This window comes from Proteus sp. fly-1089 (assembly GCF_040138965.1).
GTDB classification, from domain to species: Bacteria; Pseudomonadota; Gammaproteobacteria; order Enterobacterales; family Enterobacteriaceae; genus Proteus; species Proteus vulgaris_B.
This window is the reverse complement of sequence record NZ_JBEETS010000001.1, coordinates 393,809-416,148: the sequence shown is the minus strand read 5'-3', so window position 1 is coordinate 416,148 and position 22,340 is coordinate 393,809. Positions and strand designations below refer to the sequence as shown.

The window sequence follows — 22,340 nt, the reverse complement described above, 5'->3', positions numbered from 1 at the left end:
TTTAAACAAACTATAGTTTATTGGACGTTTAGATATTATCCCTTACGTAGAAAGCCTGAGTTTGAAAATATAATATTTAAATCACTAATTGCTACTCTAATAACGTATTCTCAATGTATCAACAATGATAATTCACTATTTAGACAATAATTTTTAGCTACTGTGATGGCGAGCCAAAGTGACACAAAAAGTTCATAAACTGTATGCTATAGTAATTTTATGTCAGTTTACGCGACCATTGTCACAACATGTTACATTTATTGCAATAAACAAATCATTAAATGTGAATTAAGTCACAATAAATAATCAAGCTATTCTTTTTATATCTCGTAATACTTATTTAAACTTTATTTTGAATTAAAAATTAAGTGACGTAACAAAAAATTTAAATTTTTATGTATTATAAAATGCCAGTAACGTTAATAATGATTAATGTTACTGGTAACTTAATAGAGGGGGTCATTAAAGTGTATTGAGAAACAACATTAAGATTATCGCTAGAAAATACATAATCTATTTTATTAAAAATGCTTTTAATAACTCACCAGATGCACATTGATTGATAATAGTAGTCCTTAAATCTTGGCTGTATTAAGATATAAAAAAGCCCCCAGTAATTGATTATCCAATTATTGGGGGCTGCAATAAATACCGACTTTAAAACGAATACTTTAATTTAATAGTTTTTTCGGCTTAAGTACTTTTGAAAGATCAACTGCGATTTTTGCAGTCTCATCTAAATAAGGATCTGGCCCTTCATAATCCTTAGGTAAATCATCAAGTGACTTTAACAAAGGCTTACCTTCTAATTTAAAACGCTCATTAATACGATTTAATTTAATAGTTTCTAGCTCTTTGTTTTCTTTCTCTCTTTCAGCAAAATTCAGGATAACAAATTTATCTTCACCTTTTGCTTTAGCATCATTGTAACGTTGAATATCATCAAAAATATATGAGAATTCTCTGTCGCTTGCTATACGTTTAGTGTGCTGCTCCGTTAATGGCGCTAACGCTGTTTTCAATTTATCTGAGTATTCAGATAACTGATAACTAGCTGGAGAAATACTATCCCAAGGTAATGCGTTATCTTCAAAGCTCTCGCCCATTTCAGCACTATCAAAACTTGGTAATAATAAATCAGGTGTTACCCCTTTAAGCTGAGTACTACCACCATTAATTCGATAGAATTTTTGGATAGTGTATTGTACTGAACCTAAGCCTGGCCAATCAGGGCTAAGCATTTGATCGTAAACTCGCGTTAGAGGGCGATATTGCTGAACCGTTCCTTTACCAAATGTCTGTTCACCAACAATCAAAGCACGCCCATAATCTTGCATAGCAGCCGCAAAAATTTCAGAAGCTGAAGCACTAAAACGGTTTACAATAACAACTAATGGACCTTTGTAATAAACAACATCGTCCCTATCAAAATCTTGTCTTACACGACCATTATTATCTCTAACTTGTACCACAGGGCCACTTGGAATAAATAATCCTGACAGTGAAATGGCTTCAGTTAAAGCACCACCACCGTTACCACGTAAATCAATAACTAATGACGATACATTATCTTTTGCTACTTTTTGCAATTGAGTTTTAACATCATTAGTTAAACCAACATAGAAGCTTGGAATATCTAAAATAGCGACTTTATCACCATTAATAACTTTTTCTGTCAATTTAACCGCTCGGTCTTCTAAACGGATCTGTTCTCTCACTATCGTGATTGTTCTTGGTTTAGCGCCTTTCTCATCAGAGATAACTTCCAACTTAACTTGACTACCTTTCGGGCCTTTAATCAAGGCAACAATATCATCAAGTCGCCAACCGACAACGTCTACCATCGGTTTATTTTGTTGGCCTACGGCGATAATTTTATCACCGACTTTCAACTCTTTACTTTTTGCAGCCGGTCCTCCGGTCACCATCGAGTTGATCATCGGATAATCATCATCCATTTGTAATACAGCACCAATGCCTTCTAATGAAAGGCTCATTTCAGAATCGAATGCTTCTGTATTTCTTGGTGATAAATAACTGGTATGAGGATCGATTTCGCGGGCAAATGCCGACATAATAATTTGAAAAACGTCTTCACTTTGGCTTTGTGTTTGACGACGCAAAGCGGCTTTATAGCGCTTAGTCAACGTTTCTTTAATTTCACTGTCTGTTTTTTCAGATAATTTCAGTGTTAACCAATCATATTTAACTTTTTCATCCCAAAGCTTATCTAATTCAGCTTGAGTTTGAGGCCATGGCGCTTTCGTTCTATCTAACTCAAACTTATCCTGACCGGTTAAATCTATTGGCTTATTGATACGATCTAACGCATATTGAAAACGTTCAAAACGTCTTTTTTGCGCTAAATTGAAGAGATCATAAAGGGGTTGAAGATCGCCTTTTTTCAGGTATTCACCCACTTTGGTTTTTTCTTTATCAAATTGGGCTATATCAGACGCAAGCAATACATTGTGGCTATAGTCTAATAAATTAAGATAGCGATTAAATATTTTTTCAGAAAAGCTCGCATCTAGAGAAAACTGGCGATAATGAGAGCGTTCAAAACGAGAGGTTACTCGCTCGCTTACAGTAGAGTGTTGTGGCTCTTGCTTTAATTCGGGTAACTGATCAATAGTTGCCATTGCTGGAGTGGCTGGTTTCTCAGCCATCACAACAGAAGTACCTGTTAATGTTAATCCGATTGCAAAAGCCACATTTAAAAGTTTGTTCATGCTCTGGTTGGCCTCCGTATCAGAACTTTAAATGTTCCGTGCGTACATTCATTGCCAAACCGTTAGGCAATTGTACACGTACACCCTCTTTTGCTATCTCTAGCACTGTCGCATTCATCACGCTACTACCGACGTTAACTTTCAGCGATTGACCAACAGTAAGAACTGATGTGTCTGTTACTGGAATTAACTTTTCAGTATTTTGGCGTGGTGCTTTACGAGGAGCTTGAGCCGCTTTTTGAGGACGAGGCTGCCGTTTTTCACCGTCTTTAGGTGGCTGACGACGCGTATTATTTGGCTTTTTCGCTGCCGGACGCTTACTGGTCTCCTTATCACCTTCAGCTTCGCGCTTTTTAGCACGTTGTTCAGCTCTTTGAGCTTGAACGCGCGCCTTGGCTTCTGCTAATTGTGTACGAGCATGTTCAATATGCTCAGCTTCCAGTTCGCCGCAGTCATTACCATCCAAATCGACACGTTTTGCCCCTTCTTTAACTCCATAAAGGTAGCGCCAACTTGAGGTATATAAGCGTAATGCAGAACGTAACTGTGTTTTGCTTAATTCAGCTTCATCTTTTAGAGCTTCAACAAGATCTTGAAAAATGCCAACTTTCAAAGGGCGAGCTTCGCCCTCAGCAATAAAACACTTAGGGAAACGTTCAGCTAAAAAAGCGATGATTTCTTTACTACTATTCAACTTAGGTTGATTTTCCATGAAATTTCCTGATTACAACGGTTTTGCCAACCAGCGCAGGCATGAACAAGCGACATTATAATAGTGTTGCCAACAATTTCTATGGCAAACGCCTGTTAACTTACACAAAATTCACAATATTTTGCTGTATGACAAGTTTTTAAATGCTCGCAGAGCACGTCACACAACGCTTTAAGCCCATTTTCATCTTTTTTATCAAAACGATTAAAAATAGGGCTATCAATATCGAGAACGCCGATAATTTGTCCATTTACCTCTAGAGGTAGAACAATTTCAGACTGACTTGCACTGTCACAAGCAATATGTCCACTAAATTGATGAACGTCATCCACTCTTAAAATTCTGTTTTCGGAGTATGCAGTTCCGCAAACTCCTTTTCCAAAACCTATCCTGACACAAGCAATTTTACCTTGGAATGGACCAAGAACTAATGAGTCACCATCATTAAGATAAAACCCAACCCAATTTATCGTATCTAACTTTTCGAAAAGAAGTGCGCTGGTATTAGCAAGTGATGCGATAAGATCATTTTCACCAGACAACAAGGCTGACAAATTATCAGTGAGTTCCTGATAAAAAAGCGAATTTGGCATCATTAAACCCTATTTACATAACTAAAATAGATAACATACTCGTAATTTAGCCTATTTTATCTTGAGGTTGAATACTCCATTTTCAAGAATTGGGTAAAAAAACGATAAAACTCTCTTAACATCTACAAAAAAATTCAGACTCTTATTATTGTAAAATGAAAGGCATAAATATAATAAAAATGATAACTTGTGAACCATTGAGTATAGGTACTTTTTTTTAGCTTAATCAAACGATAACTCTTAAGAAAGCTAACTTAGGCGAATTAATGAGCAACACTGAGAACAATATCGCAATTAACGAAATAAAATCAATACGCTGTCAAGAATGTGACCATCTTGTGGCACTCCCTCTTGCGCTTAAGCGTGGAGAAGATGCGTACTGTCCTCGTTGCCAAGCTAAGCTTGCCTCTTATCGAGATTGGTCACTTACTCGCTTACTCATTTTGTCGATTACAATGCTAATCTTGGCATCTATTGCATTTACCCAACCATTAATCAAAATTCATTTATTGGGCACAATGATAACAACCAATGTGCTTGATGGTATTCGCATGATGTCAGAGCAAGGCGCTCCTCTTACTGCAACTATGGTTCTCTTTTGTGCTGTCGCCGCCCCTCTCAGCCTTCCTATTGCTATTTTATATCTTCATTTAGGTTCGCGTTTACGTTTAAATTTGCGTCCAGTACTTTTAATGCTTGGCAAATTAAAAGAGTGGGTAATGTTAGATGTTTATTTGATTGGGCTGGGTGTTGCAACAATAAAATTAGGTGATTACGCCACAGTTTATATTGGCAATGGATTAATTGCTTTTGTTTCTTTAATGCTACTAAGCTTATTGATGTTAATTAACATTAATATGGACCAACTTTGGCAACAATTTTATCCACAAAAAGAGATCCAGCGCAGTCCTGCAACATGTCATGCTTGCCATTATCATTTTAAAAAAATGCCTTCGACACATTGCCCACGTTGTAAATCTTGCTACACCCCAAGACAACCAATGAGTTTGCAGAAAACATGGGCAGCATTAATTGCAGCGATTATTTTATTATTACCTGCAAATTTATTGCCTATTTCTATTTTTTATTTAAATGGTCAACGCACCGAAGATACCATTTTTTCTGGCGTCATTGCCTTGGTAAATTCAGGTAATACCCCTATTGCTATTATCGTTTTTATTGCCAGTATTTTCGTGCCTTTTTTCAAAGTTATTATTATGTTGGGTCTATTGTTGAGTATTCATTTTAATTCTAACATTCACCCTCTATTTCGTATGAAATTATACCGTTTTGTCTCTTGGATAGGACGATGGTCAATGCTTGATCTCTTTGTGATCGCACTGATGATGTCATTAATTAATCGAGATCAACTGATGACGTTTACAATGGGTCCAGCAGCTTTTTATTTTGGTACTGCGGTTATTCTTACTATCCTTGCCGTTGAATGGTTGGATAGTCGTTTACTATGGGATACTTATGCAACACGAAGAAAACGACGCTCAGGAAACACAAGCCCAAATACGCCGCAAGCGTAGAATTTCGACATTTTGGCTACTCCCTGTTATCGCCATTTTTATTGCAAGTTGGTTGCTATTCCAACATTGGCAAGATAAAGGCGTACAAATTACGATTGATTTTCAATCTGCTTCAGGGATTGTCTCTGGTAGAACACCAATCCGTTATCAAGGCGTTGACGTAGGGATCGTTAAAGATGTCACCCTAAGTGATGACTTACGCAGAGTTATTGTTACAGCTGATGTACGAAAAAGCCTTGCCACCGCATTACGGAAAAATACGCAATTTTGGCTTGTTACACCTAAAGCAAGCCTATCAGGTGTATCTGGGCTAGATGCCTTAGTGGGTGGTAACTACATCAGTATGCTACCCGGTGATGGTGAAAAGCAGTTTAAATTTATTGCTCAAGAAGTGCGTCCTCAAGCAAATATTGATAAAAATCAGCAATTAATTACCTTAACAGCGGATAAGCTGGGATCACTTAATGTTGATTCTCAAGTTTATTACCGCCAAGTTCCTGTAGGGAAAGTTTATAGCTACGCAATTCGTCCTGACAACCAAGGTGTTTTTATTGAATTAAGTATTGATAAACAATACGCACACTTAATTCGTCAAGACAGCCATTTTTGGAATGTCTCTGGATTCCAAGGCAATTTTAATTTAAAAAGTGGCGTATCCATTAAAATGGAAAGCGTTTCTGCTTTGATTAATGGTGCGATAGCCTTTGACTCTCCAGAAAATAGTCAACCTGCACAAGAGAACCAACAGTTTGTTTTACAATCAGCTACCTCTGTTGAGGCGGGTAAAGCAATATATGGTGAAGATGGGCTAATTCTTTCTCTAACTAGTGAAGAAAGTTGGGGGGTCGATGCAGGACAGCCTATTCTCTTTAGAGGCATTACAATTGGCCAAGTTATACAACGTAATATAAGTGATGATGGCGTTATCTTCGATGCTATTATCGCCCCTGAATATAAACATTATATTTATGAGAACAGTAAGTTTGTTGCCAATAGCCGAATAAACGTCAATATGGGCTTGAATGGCATTGATATTCAAGGTGCTTCTCCTCAAGAATGGCTTGAGGGCGGTATTCATCTTATTCAAGGTAACAAAGGTACTCCTAAAGAACAGTACCGTCTGTATCGCAATGATTTTTTTGCTAAAGCAAGCATCAATGGTAATGAATTACCAGTGACATTAACGCTAAAAGCCTCCAGCCTTCCAGGTATTCAAAAAGGCTCTGTCGTGCTTTACCATCAATTTCAAGTTGGTGAAATCACTGATGTCAGGCCATTAATTAATGAGTTTGATATTGACGTTTATATTTCCAAACAATATCGCCACCTTCTTACTGAAAAAAGTGTTTTCTGGACTGAAGGTGCTGCAAAAGTTTCCGTCAATGGTTCAGGATTGACTGTTGAAGCGACACCATTAAATCGCGCCTTAAAAGGTGCTATTAGCTTCGATAACTTTGAAAATATCAACAATAACGCCTCACGTTACAAACTCTATTCGTCAGAAACTAGTGCTAGGGCTATTGGTGCTCAAATCACTTTAAAAACTTACGATGCTAGTAAGCTTTCTGAAGGCATGCCTATTCGTTATTTAGGCATTGATATTGGTCAGGTTGAATCACTGCTCCTCTCACCAGATAGAAAAGCCGTGACGGTTTCAGCAGTACTCTACCCTGATTACGTAAAAACATTCGCAAGATCAGGTAGTCGCTTTGCGGTTGTCACACCAGAGCTAACAGCGTCAGGATTAGATAATCTAGACTCTCTAATTCAGCCATATATTAAAGCAGAACCTGGTAATGGTGGCGTTTATCGTCAATTTGAACTTCAAACATCTAACATTACAGACTCTCGCTATCTTGATGGATTAAATCTTGTCTTAAATGCTACAGAAGCCGGCTCAGTACAAATTGGTACGCCGATTTATTATCGAGGTCTTGAAGTTGGTGCTGTGACAGGGCTTGAGTTAGGGAACATGTCTGATAGAGTTTTAATTCACATTCGAATTAGTAAAAAATATCAATATCTTGTTAGAAATAATACCGAATTCTGGCTCTCTTCTGGATATAACTTCTCCTTTGGTTTAACGGGAGGCGTTATACGAAGCGGGACATTTAAACAATTTATACGTGGAGGTATTACATTTGCAACGCCACCTTCTACGCCACTACAGTCAAAAGCGAAACAGGAGCAGAATTTCATTTTAAATGCAAAAGAGCCTAAAGATTGGGATGAATGGGGAACTGCGATACCAAAGCCATAAAATAAGATAATTCTCCCTTACTTACTGCTAGTTATTTAAAGCGGATCACAAAAAATGATCCGCTTTTTTTATTTGTGAAATATATTTTGGAAATAGATTCCATTTATACTATGCTTGATTTTGTTTGGTCGAAAAGCATTATTCAGAATAAATGCCACCAATGAAACATAGCGGAACACAACAAAACATCGCCTAAACTGGAGTTATAATATGAAAAAAACAACGTTAAAAATTGCTTGCTATGAAATTGAAGATATTACTTTAAAACACTCTTCCGATAATCAATTAACTTACATTCATATTCCATGTGATTATGATACAGAGTTTTGCATGCAACTAGATGGATGGGATGAAAACACGAGCATTCCGGCTCAATTGAAAGATAAAAATATTCTGCTTTATCGTCATGCTTATGACAAAGAAAACCACCACTGGATCTTAAAAGTGGCATAAGAGATGCTAAAACGATATAAAAAAAGCCAGATAAATCATTTATCTGGCTTAGGGAAAAGGCTCATTGCGAGCCGTGCGCTAAAAAGTAATTACTGATTACTGCGTAAAAAAAATCTAGGACTAACTCAGACCTTTCTATTTCACAACCTACTGTTAAATATTAGCTAACAATATGTAAATATCCAGTAAACGACTCAATAACACACTCTTTTCTATTCAAAAAATAATCTCAAGTAAAATTTATTTATTAAATCAATAAAATAGAAATAAAATCCTCACCTTCAGTTATTAATCATTTGATTAATTACTTTCGCAAAGTGCTTTAAATGCACCTTGAATAGCTTCTACTGATTTTTTCTTTTCAGGAGAATTAGGATCTGGAAGTAAAATAATATCAATTAGCTGTGCCTTAACTTTTCCACTTTCCATCTGTTTCATAGCAATTTCATTAAGTGGATACTGAACTAATGTTGCGGGATTAATCACAAACCAAGCGCCATCAGTACGGCAATTAAGCATCACCTCTTCTCGAGTAAATGGCCAATCGTCACCAAATTGAAGCTTACTCACTGTGGAAATTGAAGCAGAAAATGCTTGAAAAGAGAAAAGCATTAACATTACCGTCAATACAAAACGTTTCATGTTTATATCTCACTTAATAAATTAGATTTTTACGATTATATAACAATCTATACAGGTGAGTTAATCGCAAAGATGGCAACAGTAAAAATAACCATAGTTCCAAGTAATAGTTCAAACCAGCTATTAATTAGCAACCACTGAAAATTATTTTTCTTACGAATATGAGGCACCAAAACATAACGATTAATTACAGCTAAACCTAGCATTAGCACAACTAAACTGATTTTAAGCCATAACATGCTTTGATATTCTGATGATAAGTGTATTACAGGCCACCCTGGAATGAGCATAACAGCACTAATAATACCTGTGATGGTAACCAATAAAACAGCAACATGACCAAATAGTGAAAATCTCTTCATTGTGCCAATAATTGGCTTGATCATCCCTTCTGCAAGTTCATCTTTATTACGCAAAAATTGTAAACAAGCAACAAATGGCCATAAACCGCCAAACCAATACGCAGCACTAATAAGATGAATACTTTGATTAACTTTATAAAGGGTTGCTTCTGATCCTGTAAACATGGCGCCATGTCCGATAGACGCATGTAGGATCAACATAATTGACGCAATTATTAATAAAGAGAAATTACGAATATAACGTTGGTGTATAAATAATACAGCTAAAGCAAGAGTTGCTAATATCAACTGCCATTGCCAAATCTGTCCAAATGAAGTACCTAATACCGCTTTCCATATTTCAAATGACCAAGCATCCTCCCATCCATCACCCATAATGCCAGATTGCATAGCCATCCATAGATAAGTCGTAATAAAGACTGTAATAGTGCTGATGGCTAATGCAGGGCGTAAACGAACCTGAATAAGAGGTATAAACTTATCTTTTGCAAGAATGGCGGCCGAAAAGCTCAGTCCGAACATAAACATGACGGCCACAAAATGAAAGAAACGGCATAAAATATAAACGTCTTCAGGTGTCATTATTTTACACTAAATTGATAAGAACCTTTTGTCTTGTGTCCATCAACAGAAACCACATTCCAATCAACTAAATAATTACCTTCAGCCAGATCACTTTCTAAAGGTAATAATAATTTAGTGTTGTTAACAGGATCTAAACTCAGTTTTCCTACTGTGATTTCTTTGCCTTCAGCATTTGTTACTTTAATTTTACTAAAAGCAAGTTCTATGCCTTCAGAAAAATCTAGCGTGATAACTTTAGGTGCTTGTGACTGTTCAATAGCCGCGCCTTCAGCAGGTAACTGTGATTTTAAATGTGCGTGAGCTAATGCTTGTTGATATGACATACCTAAGAATAAAACCGCAATAGCTGATAATTTACCCCAAGATGTCTTAAGTGTATTTAATGACATAATAACCTCTTAAATTACAGGTGATTTTTTATTTATGGAAATATTTTATAGCAAATTTACGTCAAGATCTCCGCTTCTTCATATTAGAAATAAAAGGTTGTGAACTAGCACTCAAAATATATATTATTTAGAGCAGTTTCTGTTTCAAATATCACCCATTTTTACATTTCAAAGAAATATAATACCCATATTGACAGTCTAAACAGTTCAATACATAACCAAATTAAGTTAAACGTAAAATAAACATCCTGTATAAATAACATCCAAAACACATTCAGGATAAAAAACCAGTGTAAGTAAAGAAAGAGATAAAAGATAAGAATAGAAAGGGAACTAATACAGAAGAATAAATAACGCCCTGCTATTTACTCATAGCAGGGCGTAATAATTCATTTATTAACTTAGGCTATCTGAAGCTTTATTAATAATTAGACATGTGCAGATGTTGATAATGTATTCAGATCTTTATCTAACAAGAATAAAGCTTTACCACTGTCACCAACCATTGCTAATTTATCTAAGATCGACTTAAATAATTTTTCTTCTTCATGCTGCTCTGCAACATACCATTGTAAGAAGTTAAAGGTTGAATAATCTTGAGTAGTCATCGCTACATGAGCTAATTTATTAATTTCAGCTGTAATATGTTTTTCATGCTCGTAAGTTTTATCGAACAATTCAGAGAGTGATGAAAATTCTGATGGAGGCGCTTCAATTGCACCAAGTAAAGGCATCGCACCTGTATCACTTAAATAATCAAATAAGCGATGCATATGCTCCATTTCTTCACGAGAATGTGCTTTTAAAAACTTAGCTGCACCATCAAATCCTTTATCGTCGCACCAAGCACTCATTTGTAAATAAAGATTTGCTGAATAAAACTCTAAATTTAGCTGTTCATTCAATTTATTAATCATATCTTGATGTAACATATTTTACGTCCTTTACGAGGAAAATTAACATTACGGATATTATGCACACTTAAAAATAAAAATATAGCTATTTAAATAGAGTTTATTTATTTTTTTAATTATTCAATACGTAACAAAAATAAAAACCAATCTCATTTACAATATGATTTTATTATTTCAACAAAAGTTAAATGCTAATTATTATCATTAATGGTAAAAAAAATAAAAAATCGTAACCCATTGTAATAAATAGTCATTATTTTAAATTGAATGATAATATTAATTTAATTATTTTAGCTTATAGAAGTGTTTAGCTTTTATAAAATAAGAATAAAGTGGCAAAATTCAATTGTTATTTTCTATTTTCAATTCCTCACTCTATTTATACCTCTATTTATACCTCTATTTAAATCCCCTCTTCTTTTATATATATTCATTTTAATTTGGATATAAAAAAAACTAATTATCACCTGTAAATTAATCTATTTTATTAACACTTATTTCTAGTTTGCTCCATTGCGCCCCATCCTCTTAAATTACTGCGGTTTTTTCATTTTTTGCATGTAAAAAAACACACAACTCTCAAAAAATAAAAATATTTGTAATTTTTATACAGTTTTTGGTTTTGGCTGATAAGATTAGTAGGTAACTCAAAGTTGTATGTGTAAAAATTTAGTATTAAAGCCCTAATCATAATAAAGGTTAATTAGGAGCCACTATGACAAAAACAGTGTTAGTACCCGTTGATTTTACAGAGCTTGGTTTATTGGACAAGGTTGTTTCTCATCTAAAAGCATTATCTGTCGCCGACAAACTGAATATTCATTTTTTATCTGTGATCCCAAGTTACGAGTCTTTTGTTGGATTTGCATTTGCAGGCCAAGACAGGCTAGCAAGTGACAAACAACGTATTGAAATTGCGTTATCTACGCTAAAAGAAAACTTATCGCATATTGACATTTCTAACAGTACCTCTCAATTTTATGTTTCCATTGGTAATCCTCGCGATAAAATTTTAGAAACAGCGAAAAAAATTCAAGCAGAATTAATTGTCATCGGTTCTCGTAACCCTGGCATGAAAACTTATCTCCTCGGTTCTACCGCATCATCTGTTGTTAGCTATGCTGAATCATCAGTATTAGTTGTCCGTTAATTACTTTATTCTCTTATAAGAAATCTGGTATAAGCCATAAACCAGATTTCTTATTTTTTATTCCGCAAAATTAACTCAAAATAATATTTTATTTTATTATTCTTATTTTTAAGAGTAATTATTAACAATATATCTTTAAACAATAAGATTATTATTAAAAAACAAGAAGAAAAAAGAGTGTATTAACAGTTACTATACAAACATATATATTAATAATTTATTAATACTTTTATATTGTTCATCATGTGAATTTATGTAAAGATACTTTTCCTACTATAAAAAACCAAGTGTAATCAATATCGGTAAAAGGAATTAACATGAATAAAGAGTATTCTGAAAAATGGCAAGAGCGTTTTTCATTTTTTGATAAATATGGCTCACCTAAAACCCCTGAATTTAAAGCTGCTTATAAAGAACTATCCTTTGGTAAACGCATTCTCATTGGAATGAATATCTGGGCCTTTTTCTTTGGTTTTATTTATTTTCTTATTTTAGGTTTGTGGCGTAAAGCATTAACATTATTTGCCATTAACATTGCTATTTTTACTATTATCGGTTTCTTACCTGTAAATAATGGTGTAATCAATGCCATTGGTATTGCCATTAATATTTTGTGGGCAATGACAGCTAACTATGCTTATTATTTAAAAGAAACTAAGAATGATCAAAGCTGGAACCCTTTTGAAGGTGTTCTATAATAATTTTTCTATAGCAATATCAAAGGGGTAATTTACCCCTTTAGTTTTTATATTCCTCTAATCCTTTTTACTACAACACTACAATTCCTTCTATTTCCTTCATAAAAATTCATTTTCCTAATCAGAGAAATTCTAGTCAATGCTATAATACGTTAACTAGAAATCAGGGAAAAAATTATGTCGAATCATTTTCAAGGTAAATTTGAAGCAGAACTAAAATATCACCTTCAAAATCCAGAAAAATTTATTGCAGTGTTAGAAAAAGCAGGTGCAACCTTATTTACGCCTAATAACCAAGAAACAGATTGGTATATGAAACATTCCGATCTCAAATTCCCGACATCAAACATAAGTTTATGTATAAGAAAAATGTTACCTTCGGGTATAAACCTTCTTATCGTTAAAGGTCCTGATTTATCACAATGTGAAGCAGTACGGATAGAAGATGCAGAAAAAACAGTCTCCATGTTTACCACGTTAGGCTACCACTGTATTCTCAATTATACCAAATCAAGAGAAATCTATTTTTTAGACGATTTTCATATCACTATTGATAAATTAGACAATCTAGGATCATTTGCGGAATTCGCTATTATGACTGACGATCAAAGTAAACTCCCTCTCTATACAAAACAATTACAAAATTTAGCGGCAAAGTTTGGATTTACAGAAAAACATCTTGAAAAAAATAACTATAAAAAACTGATGTTGGATAGCTTAAAGAGACAACTTAATTCAATTTAAAGATATTCTTTCTATCACTTATTCAAACACCGACATTATAACCTCATCCTAAATATCGGTGTTTTATCTTGTCTAAGATTATTTACCTCACGTAGTAAAAAAATAGAAAAAACCTTTCTTGATACAAATTTAAATTGAATGCCTTTTTTATGGAGACTTTCTTAAACTTTTTCTTTATTTTCTCTTTAATAACGTTCAGCTTTAGGCTAAAAATGCCATTCAGATCCAATTTAAAAGATATTTTTGTAATACTACTTATATTAATGTCATGTTTTTATTACAATTAATAAAAAAATACACTAATAGGAGGGATTATGCTTGAAAATTACCTTAATATCTTCATTAAGGCAACTTTTATTGAAAATATGGCATTAAGTTTTTTTTTAGGAATGTGTACTTTCCTTGCTGTTTCAAAAGAAGTAAAAACATCATTAAAACTGGGACTCACAGTTACAGCTTTACTTGTTATTGCCACTCCAATCAATAACTTAATTTATAATTTCATCTTAAAAAAAGATATTTTAGTGGAAGGTATCGATCTTAGTTTTCTAAGATATATTACTTTCATTGGTGTTTTAGCTGCATTAGTTCAAATATTAGAAATGTTTTTAGATAAGTTTATCCCTTCACTTTACCATTCATTAGGGATCTTTTTGCCTTTATTAACTATTCATTGCGCCATTTTTGGTGCCACCATTTTTATGGTTGAGCGTGAATATACATTTTCAGAATCAGTTATATACGGTGCAGGTTGTGGCGTAGGCTGGTTACTAGCAATCGTCTCCCTATCTGGCCTACGAGAAAAAATGAAGTATTCAGATATTCCTAAAGGGCTAAGAGGATTAGGTATCACCTTTATCACTGTAGGGTTAATGTCATTAGGTTTTATGTCATTTTCCGGCATTTCACTTTAAAAAAACATTTAATATCATTTAATTCAAATTTTCATACATCATAAATTTTATTGAAAAAATAACATAAACTATAAACGGAAAGCTTACATTTTCCGTTTATAGTATTTTTATCTATTTTCTTTCTAATCCCCAATTTCTTCTTACCTATTTTAATTCGCACAATCACATAAACACTTCTTATTTATGCTTATAATAATAGAAAAATTAATCTTATTTATTGCTCTTTACATCATAAGTGTTTTTTTATTTTACAAATAGAAGTATTTACATTATTAAAATCTTATTGTTTAAATCACAAACCATTAACTCACATTAAATCAATAATAAATCAACAGGTTATCAATAAATTATTAAAGATAAAAATTTTTATACTATCTCTTTATTTTTTCAAATTTTAACTCTTAAATTAAATTTAATGAAAATCAATACGTTACATCACTCAACCATTCATTTGAAAAATTTATTAATAAGAACAATAAATAACCATAAAGAATATTTATAAAATGCCGATACTCTTTTTTAGTATTTGAAAAAATCAAAAGGATATATGGCATTAAATCAAAGAGTGCTCTAAAAACATAACTTTACTCGTTTTTAGCCATTTTTTGTCTATACCAATTACAGGAAGTAAAAATAAAACTTAAAAATCAATAAATTGTACATTTATATTTTTATAAAAAGGAAATAACTATTCATGTTTAAGAACTTCAAACAACGTTATTTACCAAACGTCTCTTTTAGTATGTCGAATTTAAAAACAACCACCTTAGTTTGGCTTATAACGGGCTCCTTAATTTTACTTCTTGGTTTAGCCTCTGTTTTATTTCTTTCATCCGTAAATGATTACAAAAGAAACTTAAACACACTAAATAATATCTACAATGAACAATTACTACTAGCTAACACCTGGGAAAATTTGCTACAAACTCGTAATACCTTAAACAGAGCAAGTTCCCGTCATTTATTAATTATTAATAAAATGGCCACTGCAAATACTGATATTTCATCTTTATTGCAACAAACTAAAGAAAAGCTTCAAAGTGTTGAAACCGCTTGGAGTCGTTTTAAAAATATTCCTCATAACATTAAGGATGATAGCTATATTCAACAATTAGAACAAAAATATACTGAACTTAATGCTGCATTAATTGAATTTTTAGCCTTCTTAGAACAAGGAAAAACATACGAATATTTAAATCAACCAACACAAACCTACCAAGATAATTTTGAGCAAGCATACATCAGCTATCATCAACAACTACAAAGCCATTACACTGCATCATTAAATGAAGGAGAGTTACTGTATGATAGAATTATTTATAGTTTAATTGTAATTACAATCCTTATTGTTATTTTTTCTTTTTTAGTCCAGGTCGTATTACGAAAAAACTTTATTTCACCTTTAAATGCCATAATGAAGAATATTGAAGATATTAGTAATGGTGAGTTAGCGACTAATGTCTCGACAAAAGGCCTGTTTGAAATAAACATCCTCACTAAAAATATTGAAAAAATGCGAGATCAAATAAAGCAGATAGTTAATAACATTAATAGCAGTTCAGGACTTATCACTTCAGAATTAAATGATATTTCTATTATGAACAATAATCTTGCTATTCGTGTTGAGCAACAATCAGCAGCTGTACTTGAAACATCCGCAGGGATAAGACAGTTAAGTGTGACCTCAAAACAGCATGCAGAAAATACCCAAGCATCATGTGAACTTGTGACTAAAACAGATTCTATGATCCATCAAAGCAATGAAATGTTAGCTAACGTAGTTGAAAATATGCATGAAGTTGTCTCTTTCTCTGAGCAAATTAATGATATTACATCAACAATTGATAATATTGCCTTTCAAACTAATTTATTAGCGTTAAATGCTGCTGTGGAAGCCGCTAGAGTGGGTGAACATGGAAGAGGATTTGCTGTGGTTGCAAAAGAAGTCCGTGAATTATCCATTAGCTGTAATTTAGCATCAAAAGAGATAAAAGTACTTGTTGCAAATTCAAGTAAAAAAATAAACCAATGTTTTCAATTAGCGGCTGACGCAAACGATAATATGGTGGATATTTCTAAACATACTGAAAACATCAATGAAATGATCCACGATATATCTATCTCAACCAATGAACAAAGTAACGGTATTGCTCAAATTGAAGATGCTATAAACCAATTAGATCAAACAACACAAGCTAATGCCACAATGACAAGGGAGCTAGTTAATTCACTAGATTCTCTACAGACACAATCAAACCGATTAAAACAAGAGTTAACTGTTTTTCACCAATAAAAAACGCTAACTAACTCAATAGAAAGCTATCTTAGGATAACTTTCTATTGTTCATATATTAAAGTATTAAAAATGGCTAAATTCAGGGATCGCTTTCTTGCCATGTGATTTTAAAAAATCTAAAACTTTCCTTGGGGACGTATTTAATATACGTTCTTCAGGAAAATCTATTTGAGTTAATACTTCTAATACTCGATCAAATTTTCCTAATGATGAAGCAATATGAGAATCAGACCCTAGTGCAATTAATCCACCTGCGTCACGCACTGCTTTAGCTATATCTATGCAGTTTTTCTCACTTCCTACTCTAGAATGAATAAATGATGAATTATTCATTTCTAAAGCAACGTTACTAGCAGCTGCCGCTTTGGCAACTTCGGTAATATCGATGGGGTATTTAGGATTTCCTGGATGGGTTATCATTTGAACAACACCACTTGTTATTGTCGCGATTAAAGCCGTTGTATTATCCACAATACCCAATGAACTCATAACCGGATCGTGAAAACCAGCAAGCACGATATCTAATTTCTTACTCATTTTTTCACTGCAGTCCGTTTCGCCTTTAATATTTTTAATATTTGCTTCAATACCATAAAGTATCCCAACACCATCAATCATGCGGGGGATCACGGGTAAATTAGAAAAATGCCATTCATGAGGAGCATCATCCATATCAGGACCATGATCAGTAATTGCAAATAATTTAATTCCCTGCTTTTTAGCTTGCTGAAAATATTCACTCACCGTACTGTAAGCATGTGTACTGGCAATTGTATGAGCATGTAAATCAACGGGATACATAAATAATTCCTTCATAAAAAAGCGCTATGATCATCTATAAGATAGTTCTTCTTCAAATATAGGACCTACCTAAAATCGATGAGCTACAATAACAAAAATATGAAATAACTTATAAGATGCTATTTTTATTTTTTTCTTACATTAGTAAGAAATGAAGATAAACTTCGATAAATATGCTTTAATCTTCAATATGTTATTTAATATTAATTAGATAATTAATGTCTCACTTTAGTACTATACACAATAATTATGAAAACACATTGTATAATGCTTTTTCATTTTAACTTTACAAAGGCTAATTATGTTCAACTATCCTGCAGTCGCTCATTTTGATGAAGAAAGTGAAACTTACGAAATTACTTATCGTGATTTTGATAATATACATGCTGTTGCTTACACAGAAGATGATATTGAGTTAGAAGCCTCTGATATTTTGCATGTTGGTCTTGAAGAATTTATTTCAAGTAAAATGCCTATTCCTGCGCCATCAAAAACACAACCGGGTGATTTTATTGTTTACTTACCACTTATCAGCTGTTTGAAAATCGCGCTTCATAATGCAATGCTGGAAACTAAAACAAAAAAATCAGATCTTGCAAGAAAGATGAATTTAACTAGCGCACAAATAGAACGCCTATTTGAAATTAATCAAACATCAAAAATTGATAGCTTAGAACAAGCTCTTTATTTATTAGGCTATGGGATTTCTGTTAGCGTTTATAAAGACAAAAATTGATAATGCTAAAGATAAAAATGGCTCTAATAAAAATTAGAGCCATTAGTTTATATTATTTTATAATCTACAAATCTTGTTATTAGATATTATAACTTTTTGCTTGCTAAAAATTTGGCATGATTAGTATAAATCGCAATAATATCTTCACCTCGCCCCACTAATCCTGCAACTTGGTTAATCATATCAATGTGATCTTCAGCATAATCATCCTTAATTAATTTACCTAATCGCATACTCGTTCGACCAACTAAGCCATCATTTTGACGCTCAATGAAAAAAGCACTTAATACACGCATTGCGGCATGAGTCGGATCCAGTAAATTACCTTTTTCGCCCGCAATTAGTCCTTGAATATAACTGCCAAATGAGTAGTAATGTACGCCATTAACGACTTCTTTACCTTCACCACCACGAACTTCAGGTAGCCCTTGTGGATATTTTTTATTAAATTCAGTTACGTTTTCAGTCGTTAATGCTTCTAATGCAGCGATAGCATCTTGCGGGTTGCCGCGATTACCAGAGAATGTAGAAATAATTGTACCAATGGCTTTCATAACAGCATCTGCGATATATTCAGGTACACTATCTTTACGCATAATACGTCGTACTAAGTCAGCAATTTCTGAACCGTGGTTTACACCATTAACAGAGGTCACGGAGGCGATATTTTTAGCATGTTTCGCCGCAACATAACGACAAGCTAATGGACCTTGGCTATGACCAATTAAATTGACTTTTTTTGCCTTCGTTTCTTTAAGAATTTTTTGCACAAATTCCCAAAGTTGCTCACCACGAACTTCGTTAGAATTAAATGCAGAAAGAGATGCTGTAAATACTTGATGCCCTTCTTTTTCTAATGCATCAGCGATACCGTAAAAGTAAGGGTAACCGACGATATCATCAAAGCCAGATAAACCATGAACTAAAATAATTGGATATGTAGTTGACATATTTTCCACTCCTTGGGGTTAAGTTAATTATTTGCTAAACATCCTATTAGCAATACTTACAACAATCGGTAAAATACAAAGATTATAATATAACATCATATTTTGACACTTTATTTGTTATAAGTGATGATTAGAATAATCTAAAATTTACGATCGTAAAGCTTTACTTTTATAAATTTTATATTTTTTAATTATCACCCGAAAAAATCAACATACCTTCTATCAAACCTTCTGCTTTTTTTAACTTTTTACCAATATATGTATCCGAACATTTTTCATTTTTTGCAAGCTCAATAAAAGTTTTCCCTAAAACATAATAATTAATAAGCAACTGATAATCTTCTATATTATTCCTCATTAGTCTTTTCATTAAATCATTAATTATATTTGCTTTATAATGAGAGCATTGTTTTCGTTGCTTTATTTTTTCCGGTATAACTTCTTTTTTGTTTTTATTTAAAAAGTAAACAGCAATATGATCATTAGCAACCCATGCTCCCCACTCTTCAAGCATTTTTGAAATATTCTTCATATTAACATCCTTATTTTTACATATGGTGATAATCGCATCCCGCAATCATTTAAAAACACCTATCTAATTTTTAATAGGTATTATAAATATAATGGCAAAAATTTAATTTACAACTGTATTTAATAAAGATATGAGATTAAATGTTAGAACTATTAGAGGGTATGTAAAATCTAAATATAACTTGGCTATTTTAATTAAAAATCGGATTATCTTTAAATTATAAAGAATTTTATTCTGCTTTTTTCTTAAAATAGCCAGCTATATTAAATATTAGTGATTACGGTAATGTTTCTTCAGGTCGTAAAGTCAGTACTTCGTACCCATTCGAAGTAACCAAAATTGTATGTTCTGACTGTGCCGATAATTTTTTATCTCTCGTTACCACAGTCCAACCATCTTTTTTAGTTTTTATTTTAGCACCCCCCTGATTAATCATTGGTTCAATCGTAAAAGTCATGCCTTCTTTCAATTCAATACCTTGCCCCTTAATGCCATAATGTAAGACTTGTGGTGCTTCATGCATTTCTCTACCAATGCCATGTCCGCAATATTCTCTTACAACACTATATCCATGGCTTTGTGCAAAGCTTTGAATTGCATGACCAATATCACCTAATGTTGCTCCCGGTTTAACTTCCTTAATACCTTCCCACATTGCTTGATATGTTGTTTTAGCTAATTTGCGTGCAATAGGAGATGCCTCTGGCATAATATACATTTTACTAGAGTCGGCAATAAATCCATTCTTTTCTAATGTGATATCAACATTAATAATATCTTTGCTTTTTAGTCGTTCGTCTGATTTTGGTACGCCATGACAAACAACTTCATTAATTGATGTATTTAATACATACTCGTAACCATACTGGCCTTTACTTGCTGGTCTTGAGTGGAGTTCATTAATAATAAAGTCTTCCACTTTATCATTGATTTCTAACGTAGAAACACCTGGTACAATAAAGTCATCAAGCATTGTAAAAACTTGCGCTAATAAACGTCCAGATTCACGCATTAATTCAATTTCATCAGATGTTTTGATTGTTATTTTATCCATATTCCTTTCCTCTTATTCTGCTTGTTGCTTAATAGCTTCTTTTTCCAGCATTTCGTTAATAATCATTGGAAATGTTTTCTCTGGATTTAACTCTGCTTGGATACCAATTTTTATCCAAAATTCTGCCTGAGCATTAACAGAACGAGACATTACATTACTTGCCTTTCTCAAATACTCATGTAATTCATCAGAGATTTTTACAATACCCACGCTAATCCTTATATACAAATCATAATGAAACATATACGTTCTATAATAGAATCAATTACTGGTGCTTTCAATTGCTATTTAGTTCTAACATAGGCATAAAGTGCTCAAATAAAGGAAAAAGAGTAAATAACACTCAAAATAAAAGGTCATATTTTTACTTTTTTATATTTCAATGAGTTTATTCAGAAGTACTTAGTAATTTTTATATGACAAAGAAAATAAACGTTATATTATTTTTTGCGTAACGCGAGTTAAGGAAATTTATATGAAGCTATCATCGCTGTTGATTGGTTAGATGTTATTAGCGGCACAGTAGGCTTATATGAAAATATGGGGGCTTGTTAAGATATGGAAAATTTTATTTATTTAAGAGTTTAGAACATATTAATTATAATTTTTCTTTTTTATGTTATTATTCTCTGACTTTATTTTTTATTACCACTCTTATCACTATTCACACTCCTTCTATCCTTCCAAAAAAAATATTATTTTCTATTCTATTAACAATAAAAAATTTTTAGGAGTTATTATGTCTAAAAAACCATATCGCATTATATTAACAGGTGGCCCAGGTTCAGGAAAAACCACATTAATTAATGCACTTAAAAATAAAGGTTATTCTTGTTCTTTAGAAGCAGGTAGAGCCATTATACAAGATCAAATACTTATTGAAGGTAATGGATTACCATGGATCGAGCCTGAGGCTTTCGCACAATTAATGCTAAGTTGGGAATTACGTTCATGGCATGAAGCAACCAACACTGAAGCACCTTATTTCTATGATAGAGGCCTTCCGATATTGCAGGCTATCTATTATTGTGTGGATTACCCATTCCCAAACATCTTAACAATGCAATAATGCTATTTCGCTATTCAAAAAATGTATTTATTGCTCCACCTTGGCCTGAAATCTATACGCAGGATGAAGAAAGAAAACAAACAATAAAAGAAGCAAAGGAGACTTATTTAGCAATGCTAGAAGTTTATAAAAACTATAATTATAGTTTAATTGAGTTACCAAAATTAACAATGGAGAGCAGAACTAATTTTATTATTAATAAGATTTAATATTAGCCAG

21 protein-coding genes and 1 pseudogene are annotated in these 22,340 nt (G+C 33.0%); 10 read left to right on the top strand and 12 right to left on the bottom strand.

The features are described from left to right. Positions 1–671: 671 nt before the first annotated feature. The 3 genes from prc to msrC all read right to left on the bottom strand — a co-directional run bounded on the left by prc (position 672) and on the right by msrC (position 4,037). The gene (prc, locus tag ABN080_RS01965; protein ID WP_072070400.1) at positions 672–2,732 is read right to left on the bottom strand and encodes a carboxy terminal-processing peptidase; all 2,061 of its coding nucleotides are present in this window, start codon (positions 2,730–2,732) and stop codon (positions 672–674) included. Positions 2,733–2,751: 19 nt separating this feature from the next. Continuing rightward, entirely contained in the window at positions 2,752–3,444 is a 693-nt protein-coding gene (gene proQ / locus ABN080_RS01960) for an RNA chaperone ProQ (protein ID WP_196553185.1), read from the bottom strand. A 95-nt stretch (positions 3,445–3,539) separates the two neighbouring features. Continuing rightward, positions 3,540–4,037 carry a free L-methionine (R)-S-oxide reductase MsrC gene (gene msrC, locus ABN080_RS01955; protein WP_115349612.1) on the bottom strand — a complete coding sequence of 166 codons (498 nt, stop codon included), beginning with the start codon at positions 4,035–4,037 and terminating at the stop codon, positions 3,540–3,542. Positions 4,038–4,303: 266 nt separating this feature from the next. Here msrC and yebS point away from each other — a divergent pair, with 266 nt between their 5' ends. The 3 genes from yebS to ABN080_RS01940 all read left to right on the top strand — a co-directional run bounded on the left by yebS (position 4,304) and on the right by ABN080_RS01940 (position 8,285). Continuing rightward, positions 4,304–5,572 carry a membrane integrity lipid transport subunit YebS gene (gene yebS / locus ABN080_RS01950; RefSeq protein WP_349440228.1) on the top strand — a complete coding sequence of 423 codons (1,269 nt, stop codon included), beginning with the start codon at positions 4,304–4,306 and terminating at the stop codon, positions 5,570–5,572. Next, complete coding sequence (locus ABN080_RS01945; protein WP_349438889.1) at positions 5,514–7,832, top strand: PqiB family protein; 2,319 nt, start codon at positions 5,514–5,516, stop codon at positions 7,830–7,832. Before yebS ends, ABN080_RS01945 begins: the two co-directional genes overlap by 59 nt. A 210-nt stretch (positions 7,833–8,042) precedes the next feature. Next, positions 8,043–8,285 (top strand): DUF1480 family protein, encoded by a 243-nt coding sequence (locus ABN080_RS01940; protein WP_072070409.1) that lies wholly within the window; start codon positions 8,043–8,045, stop codon positions 8,283–8,285. A gap of 300 nt (positions 8,286–8,585) precedes the next feature. Here the strand turns inward: ABN080_RS01940 and ABN080_RS01935 are convergent, their stop codons facing one another. The 4 genes from ABN080_RS01935 to ftnA form a co-directional block, all read right to left on the bottom strand. Then, positions 8,586–8,927, bottom strand: coding sequence for a YebY family protein (locus ABN080_RS01935; protein WP_349440227.1), 342 nt, complete (start codon positions 8,925–8,927; stop codon positions 8,586–8,588). A 47-nt stretch (positions 8,928–8,974) separates the two neighbouring features. Next, the gene (gene copD / locus ABN080_RS01930; RefSeq protein ID WP_349440226.1) at positions 8,975–9,871 is read right to left on the bottom strand and encodes a copper homeostasis membrane protein CopD; all 897 of its coding nucleotides are present in this window, start codon (positions 9,869–9,871) and stop codon (positions 8,975–8,977) included. Then, positions 9,871–10,263 carry a copper homeostasis periplasmic binding protein CopC gene (gene copC / locus ABN080_RS01925; protein WP_109408636.1) on the bottom strand — a complete coding sequence of 131 codons (393 nt, stop codon included), beginning with the start codon at positions 10,261–10,263 and terminating at the stop codon, positions 9,871–9,873. Before copC ends, copD begins: the two co-directional genes overlap by 1 nt. A gap of 428 nt (positions 10,264–10,691) precedes the next feature. Next, positions 10,692–11,195, bottom strand: coding sequence for a non-heme ferritin (gene ftnA, locus ABN080_RS01920; protein WP_072070414.1), 504 nt, complete (start codon positions 11,193–11,195; stop codon positions 10,692–10,694). 697 nt (positions 11,196–11,892) lie between these two features. On the opposite strand from ftnA, the gene ABN080_RS01915 reads away from it, so the two are divergent. From ABN080_RS01915 to ABN080_RS01895, 5 genes are all read left to right on the top strand, one after another. Then, positions 11,893–12,327, top strand: coding sequence for a universal stress protein (locus ABN080_RS01915; protein ID WP_198624721.1), 435 nt, complete (start codon positions 11,893–11,895; stop codon positions 12,325–12,327). A gap of 317 nt (positions 12,328–12,644) precedes the next feature. Beyond that, positions 12,645–13,025, top strand: coding sequence for a DUF2628 domain-containing protein (locus ABN080_RS01910; RefSeq protein ID WP_196553190.1), 381 nt, complete (start codon positions 12,645–12,647; stop codon positions 13,023–13,025). A 177-nt stretch (positions 13,026–13,202) separates the two neighbouring features. Beyond that, on the top strand, positions 13,203–13,769 hold the full coding sequence (gene cyaB, locus ABN080_RS01905; RefSeq protein ID WP_349440225.1) for a class IV adenylate cyclase: 567 nt from the start codon (positions 13,203–13,205) through the stop codon (positions 13,767–13,769). Positions 13,770–14,083: 314 nt separating this feature from the next. Next, a complete protein-coding gene (gene nqrE, locus ABN080_RS01900; RefSeq protein WP_349440224.1) occupies positions 14,084–14,683 on the top strand; it encodes an NADH:ubiquinone reductase (Na(+)-transporting) subunit E in 600 nt (199 codons plus the stop codon). A gap of 694 nt (positions 14,684–15,377) precedes the next feature. Beyond that, on the top strand, positions 15,378–16,976 hold the full coding sequence (locus ABN080_RS01895) for a methyl-accepting chemotaxis protein (protein WP_349440223.1): 1,599 nt from the start codon (positions 15,378–15,380) through the stop codon (positions 16,974–16,976). Positions 16,977–17,042: 66 nt separating this feature from the next. Here ABN080_RS01895 and ABN080_RS01890 read toward each other — a convergent pair whose 3' ends face one another. After that, positions 17,043–17,780, bottom strand: a complete 738-nt coding sequence (locus ABN080_RS01890; RefSeq protein WP_349440222.1) for a phosphatase — start codon at positions 17,778–17,780, stop codon at positions 17,043–17,045. Between the two features lie 301 nt (positions 17,781–18,081). On the opposite strand from ABN080_RS01890, the gene ABN080_RS01885 reads away from it, so the two are divergent. Continuing rightward, complete coding sequence (locus ABN080_RS01885) at positions 18,082–18,516, top strand: type II toxin-antitoxin system HicB family antitoxin (RefSeq protein WP_349440221.1); 435 nt, start codon at positions 18,082–18,084, stop codon at positions 18,514–18,516. An 86-nt stretch (positions 18,517–18,602) separates the two neighbouring features. Here ABN080_RS01885 and ABN080_RS01880 read toward each other — a convergent pair whose 3' ends face one another. The 4 genes from ABN080_RS01880 to ABN080_RS01865 form a co-directional block, all read right to left on the bottom strand. Next, on the bottom strand, positions 18,603–19,466 hold the full coding sequence (locus ABN080_RS01880) for a lipase family alpha/beta hydrolase (RefSeq protein ID WP_349440220.1): 864 nt from the start codon (positions 19,464–19,466) through the stop codon (positions 18,603–18,605). Between the two features lie 187 nt (positions 19,467–19,653). Then, entirely contained in the window at positions 19,654–19,998 is a 345-nt protein-coding gene (locus ABN080_RS01875) for an antiterminator Q family protein (protein WP_349440219.1), read from the bottom strand. A 277-nt stretch (positions 19,999–20,275) separates the two neighbouring features. After that, the gene (gene map / locus ABN080_RS01870) at positions 20,276–21,052 is read right to left on the bottom strand and encodes a type I methionyl aminopeptidase (RefSeq protein WP_109408627.1); all 777 of its coding nucleotides are present in this window, start codon (positions 21,050–21,052) and stop codon (positions 20,276–20,278) included. 12 nt (positions 21,053–21,064) lie between these two features. Continuing rightward, a complete protein-coding gene (locus ABN080_RS01865) occupies positions 21,065–21,262 on the bottom strand; it encodes a ParD-like family protein (protein ID WP_072070424.1) in 198 nt (65 codons plus the stop codon). 529 nt (positions 21,263–21,791) lie between these two features. On the opposite strand from ABN080_RS01865, the pseudogene ABN080_RS01860 reads away from it, so the two are divergent. Next, positions 21,792–22,330 (top strand): annotated as a pseudogene (locus tag ABN080_RS01860) (AAA family ATPase). The last annotated feature ends 10 nt before the right edge of the window (positions 22,331–22,340 follow it).

Bases quoted from the DNA above. Each gene is read 5' to 3' on its own strand.
- cyaB (WP_349440225.1), top strand. From the start codon at position 13,203: ATGTCGAATCATTTTCAAGGTAAATTTGAAGCAGAACTAAAATATCAC.
- msrC (WP_115349612.1), bottom strand. From the start codon at position 4,037: ATGCCAAATTCGCTTTTTTATCAGGAACTCACTGATAATTTGTCAGCC.
- ABN080_RS01880 (WP_349440220.1), bottom strand. From the start codon at position 19,466: ATGTCAACTACATATCCAATTATTTTAGTTCATGGTTTATCTGGCTTT.
- proQ (WP_196553185.1), bottom strand. From the start codon at position 3,444: ATGGAAAATCAACCTAAGTTGAATAGTAGTAAAGAAATCATCGCTTTT.
- ABN080_RS01915 (WP_198624721.1), top strand. From the start codon at position 11,893: ATGACAAAAACAGTGTTAGTACCCGTTGATTTTACAGAGCTTGGTTTA.
- ABN080_RS01945 (WP_349438889.1), top strand. From the start codon at position 5,514: ATGCAACACGAAGAAAACGACGCTCAGGAAACACAAGCCCAAATACGC.
- map (WP_109408627.1), bottom strand. From the start codon at position 21,052: ATGGATAAAATAACAATCAAAACATCTGATGAAATTGAATTAATGCGT.
- prc (WP_072070400.1), bottom strand. From the start codon at position 2,732: ATGAACAAACTTTTAAATGTGGCTTTTGCAATCGGATTAACATTAACA.
- ABN080_RS01875 (WP_349440219.1), bottom strand. From the start codon at position 19,998: ATGAAGAATATTTCAAAAATGCTTGAAGAGTGGGGAGCATGGGTTGCT.
- ABN080_RS01890 (WP_349440222.1), bottom strand. From the start codon at position 17,780: ATGTATCCCGTTGATTTACATGCTCATACAATTGCCAGTACACATGCT.
- ABN080_RS01895 (WP_349440223.1), top strand. From the start codon at position 15,378: ATGTTTAAGAACTTCAAACAACGTTATTTACCAAACGTCTCTTTTAGT.
- ABN080_RS01885 (WP_349440221.1), top strand. From the start codon at position 18,082: ATGTTCAACTATCCTGCAGTCGCTCATTTTGATGAAGAAAGTGAAACT.
- nqrE (WP_349440224.1), top strand. From the start codon at position 14,084: ATGCTTGAAAATTACCTTAATATCTTCATTAAGGCAACTTTTATTGAA.
- ABN080_RS01910 (WP_196553190.1), top strand. From the start codon at position 12,645: ATGAATAAAGAGTATTCTGAAAAATGGCAAGAGCGTTTTTCATTTTTT.
- yebS (WP_349440228.1), top strand. From the start codon at position 4,304: ATGAGCAACACTGAGAACAATATCGCAATTAACGAAATAAAATCAATA.
- ftnA (WP_072070414.1), bottom strand. From the start codon at position 11,195: ATGTTACATCAAGATATGATTAATAAATTGAATGAACAGCTAAATTTA.
- ABN080_RS01935 (WP_349440227.1), bottom strand. From the start codon at position 8,927: ATGAAACGTTTTGTATTGACGGTAATGTTAATGCTTTTCTCTTTTCAA.
- copD (WP_349440226.1), bottom strand. From the start codon at position 9,871: ATGACACCTGAAGACGTTTATATTTTATGCCGTTTCTTTCATTTTGTG.
- ABN080_RS01940 (WP_072070409.1), top strand. From the start codon at position 8,043: ATGAAAAAAACAACGTTAAAAATTGCTTGCTATGAAATTGAAGATATT.
- copC (WP_109408636.1), bottom strand. From the start codon at position 10,263: ATGTCATTAAATACACTTAAGACATCTTGGGGTAAATTATCAGCTATT.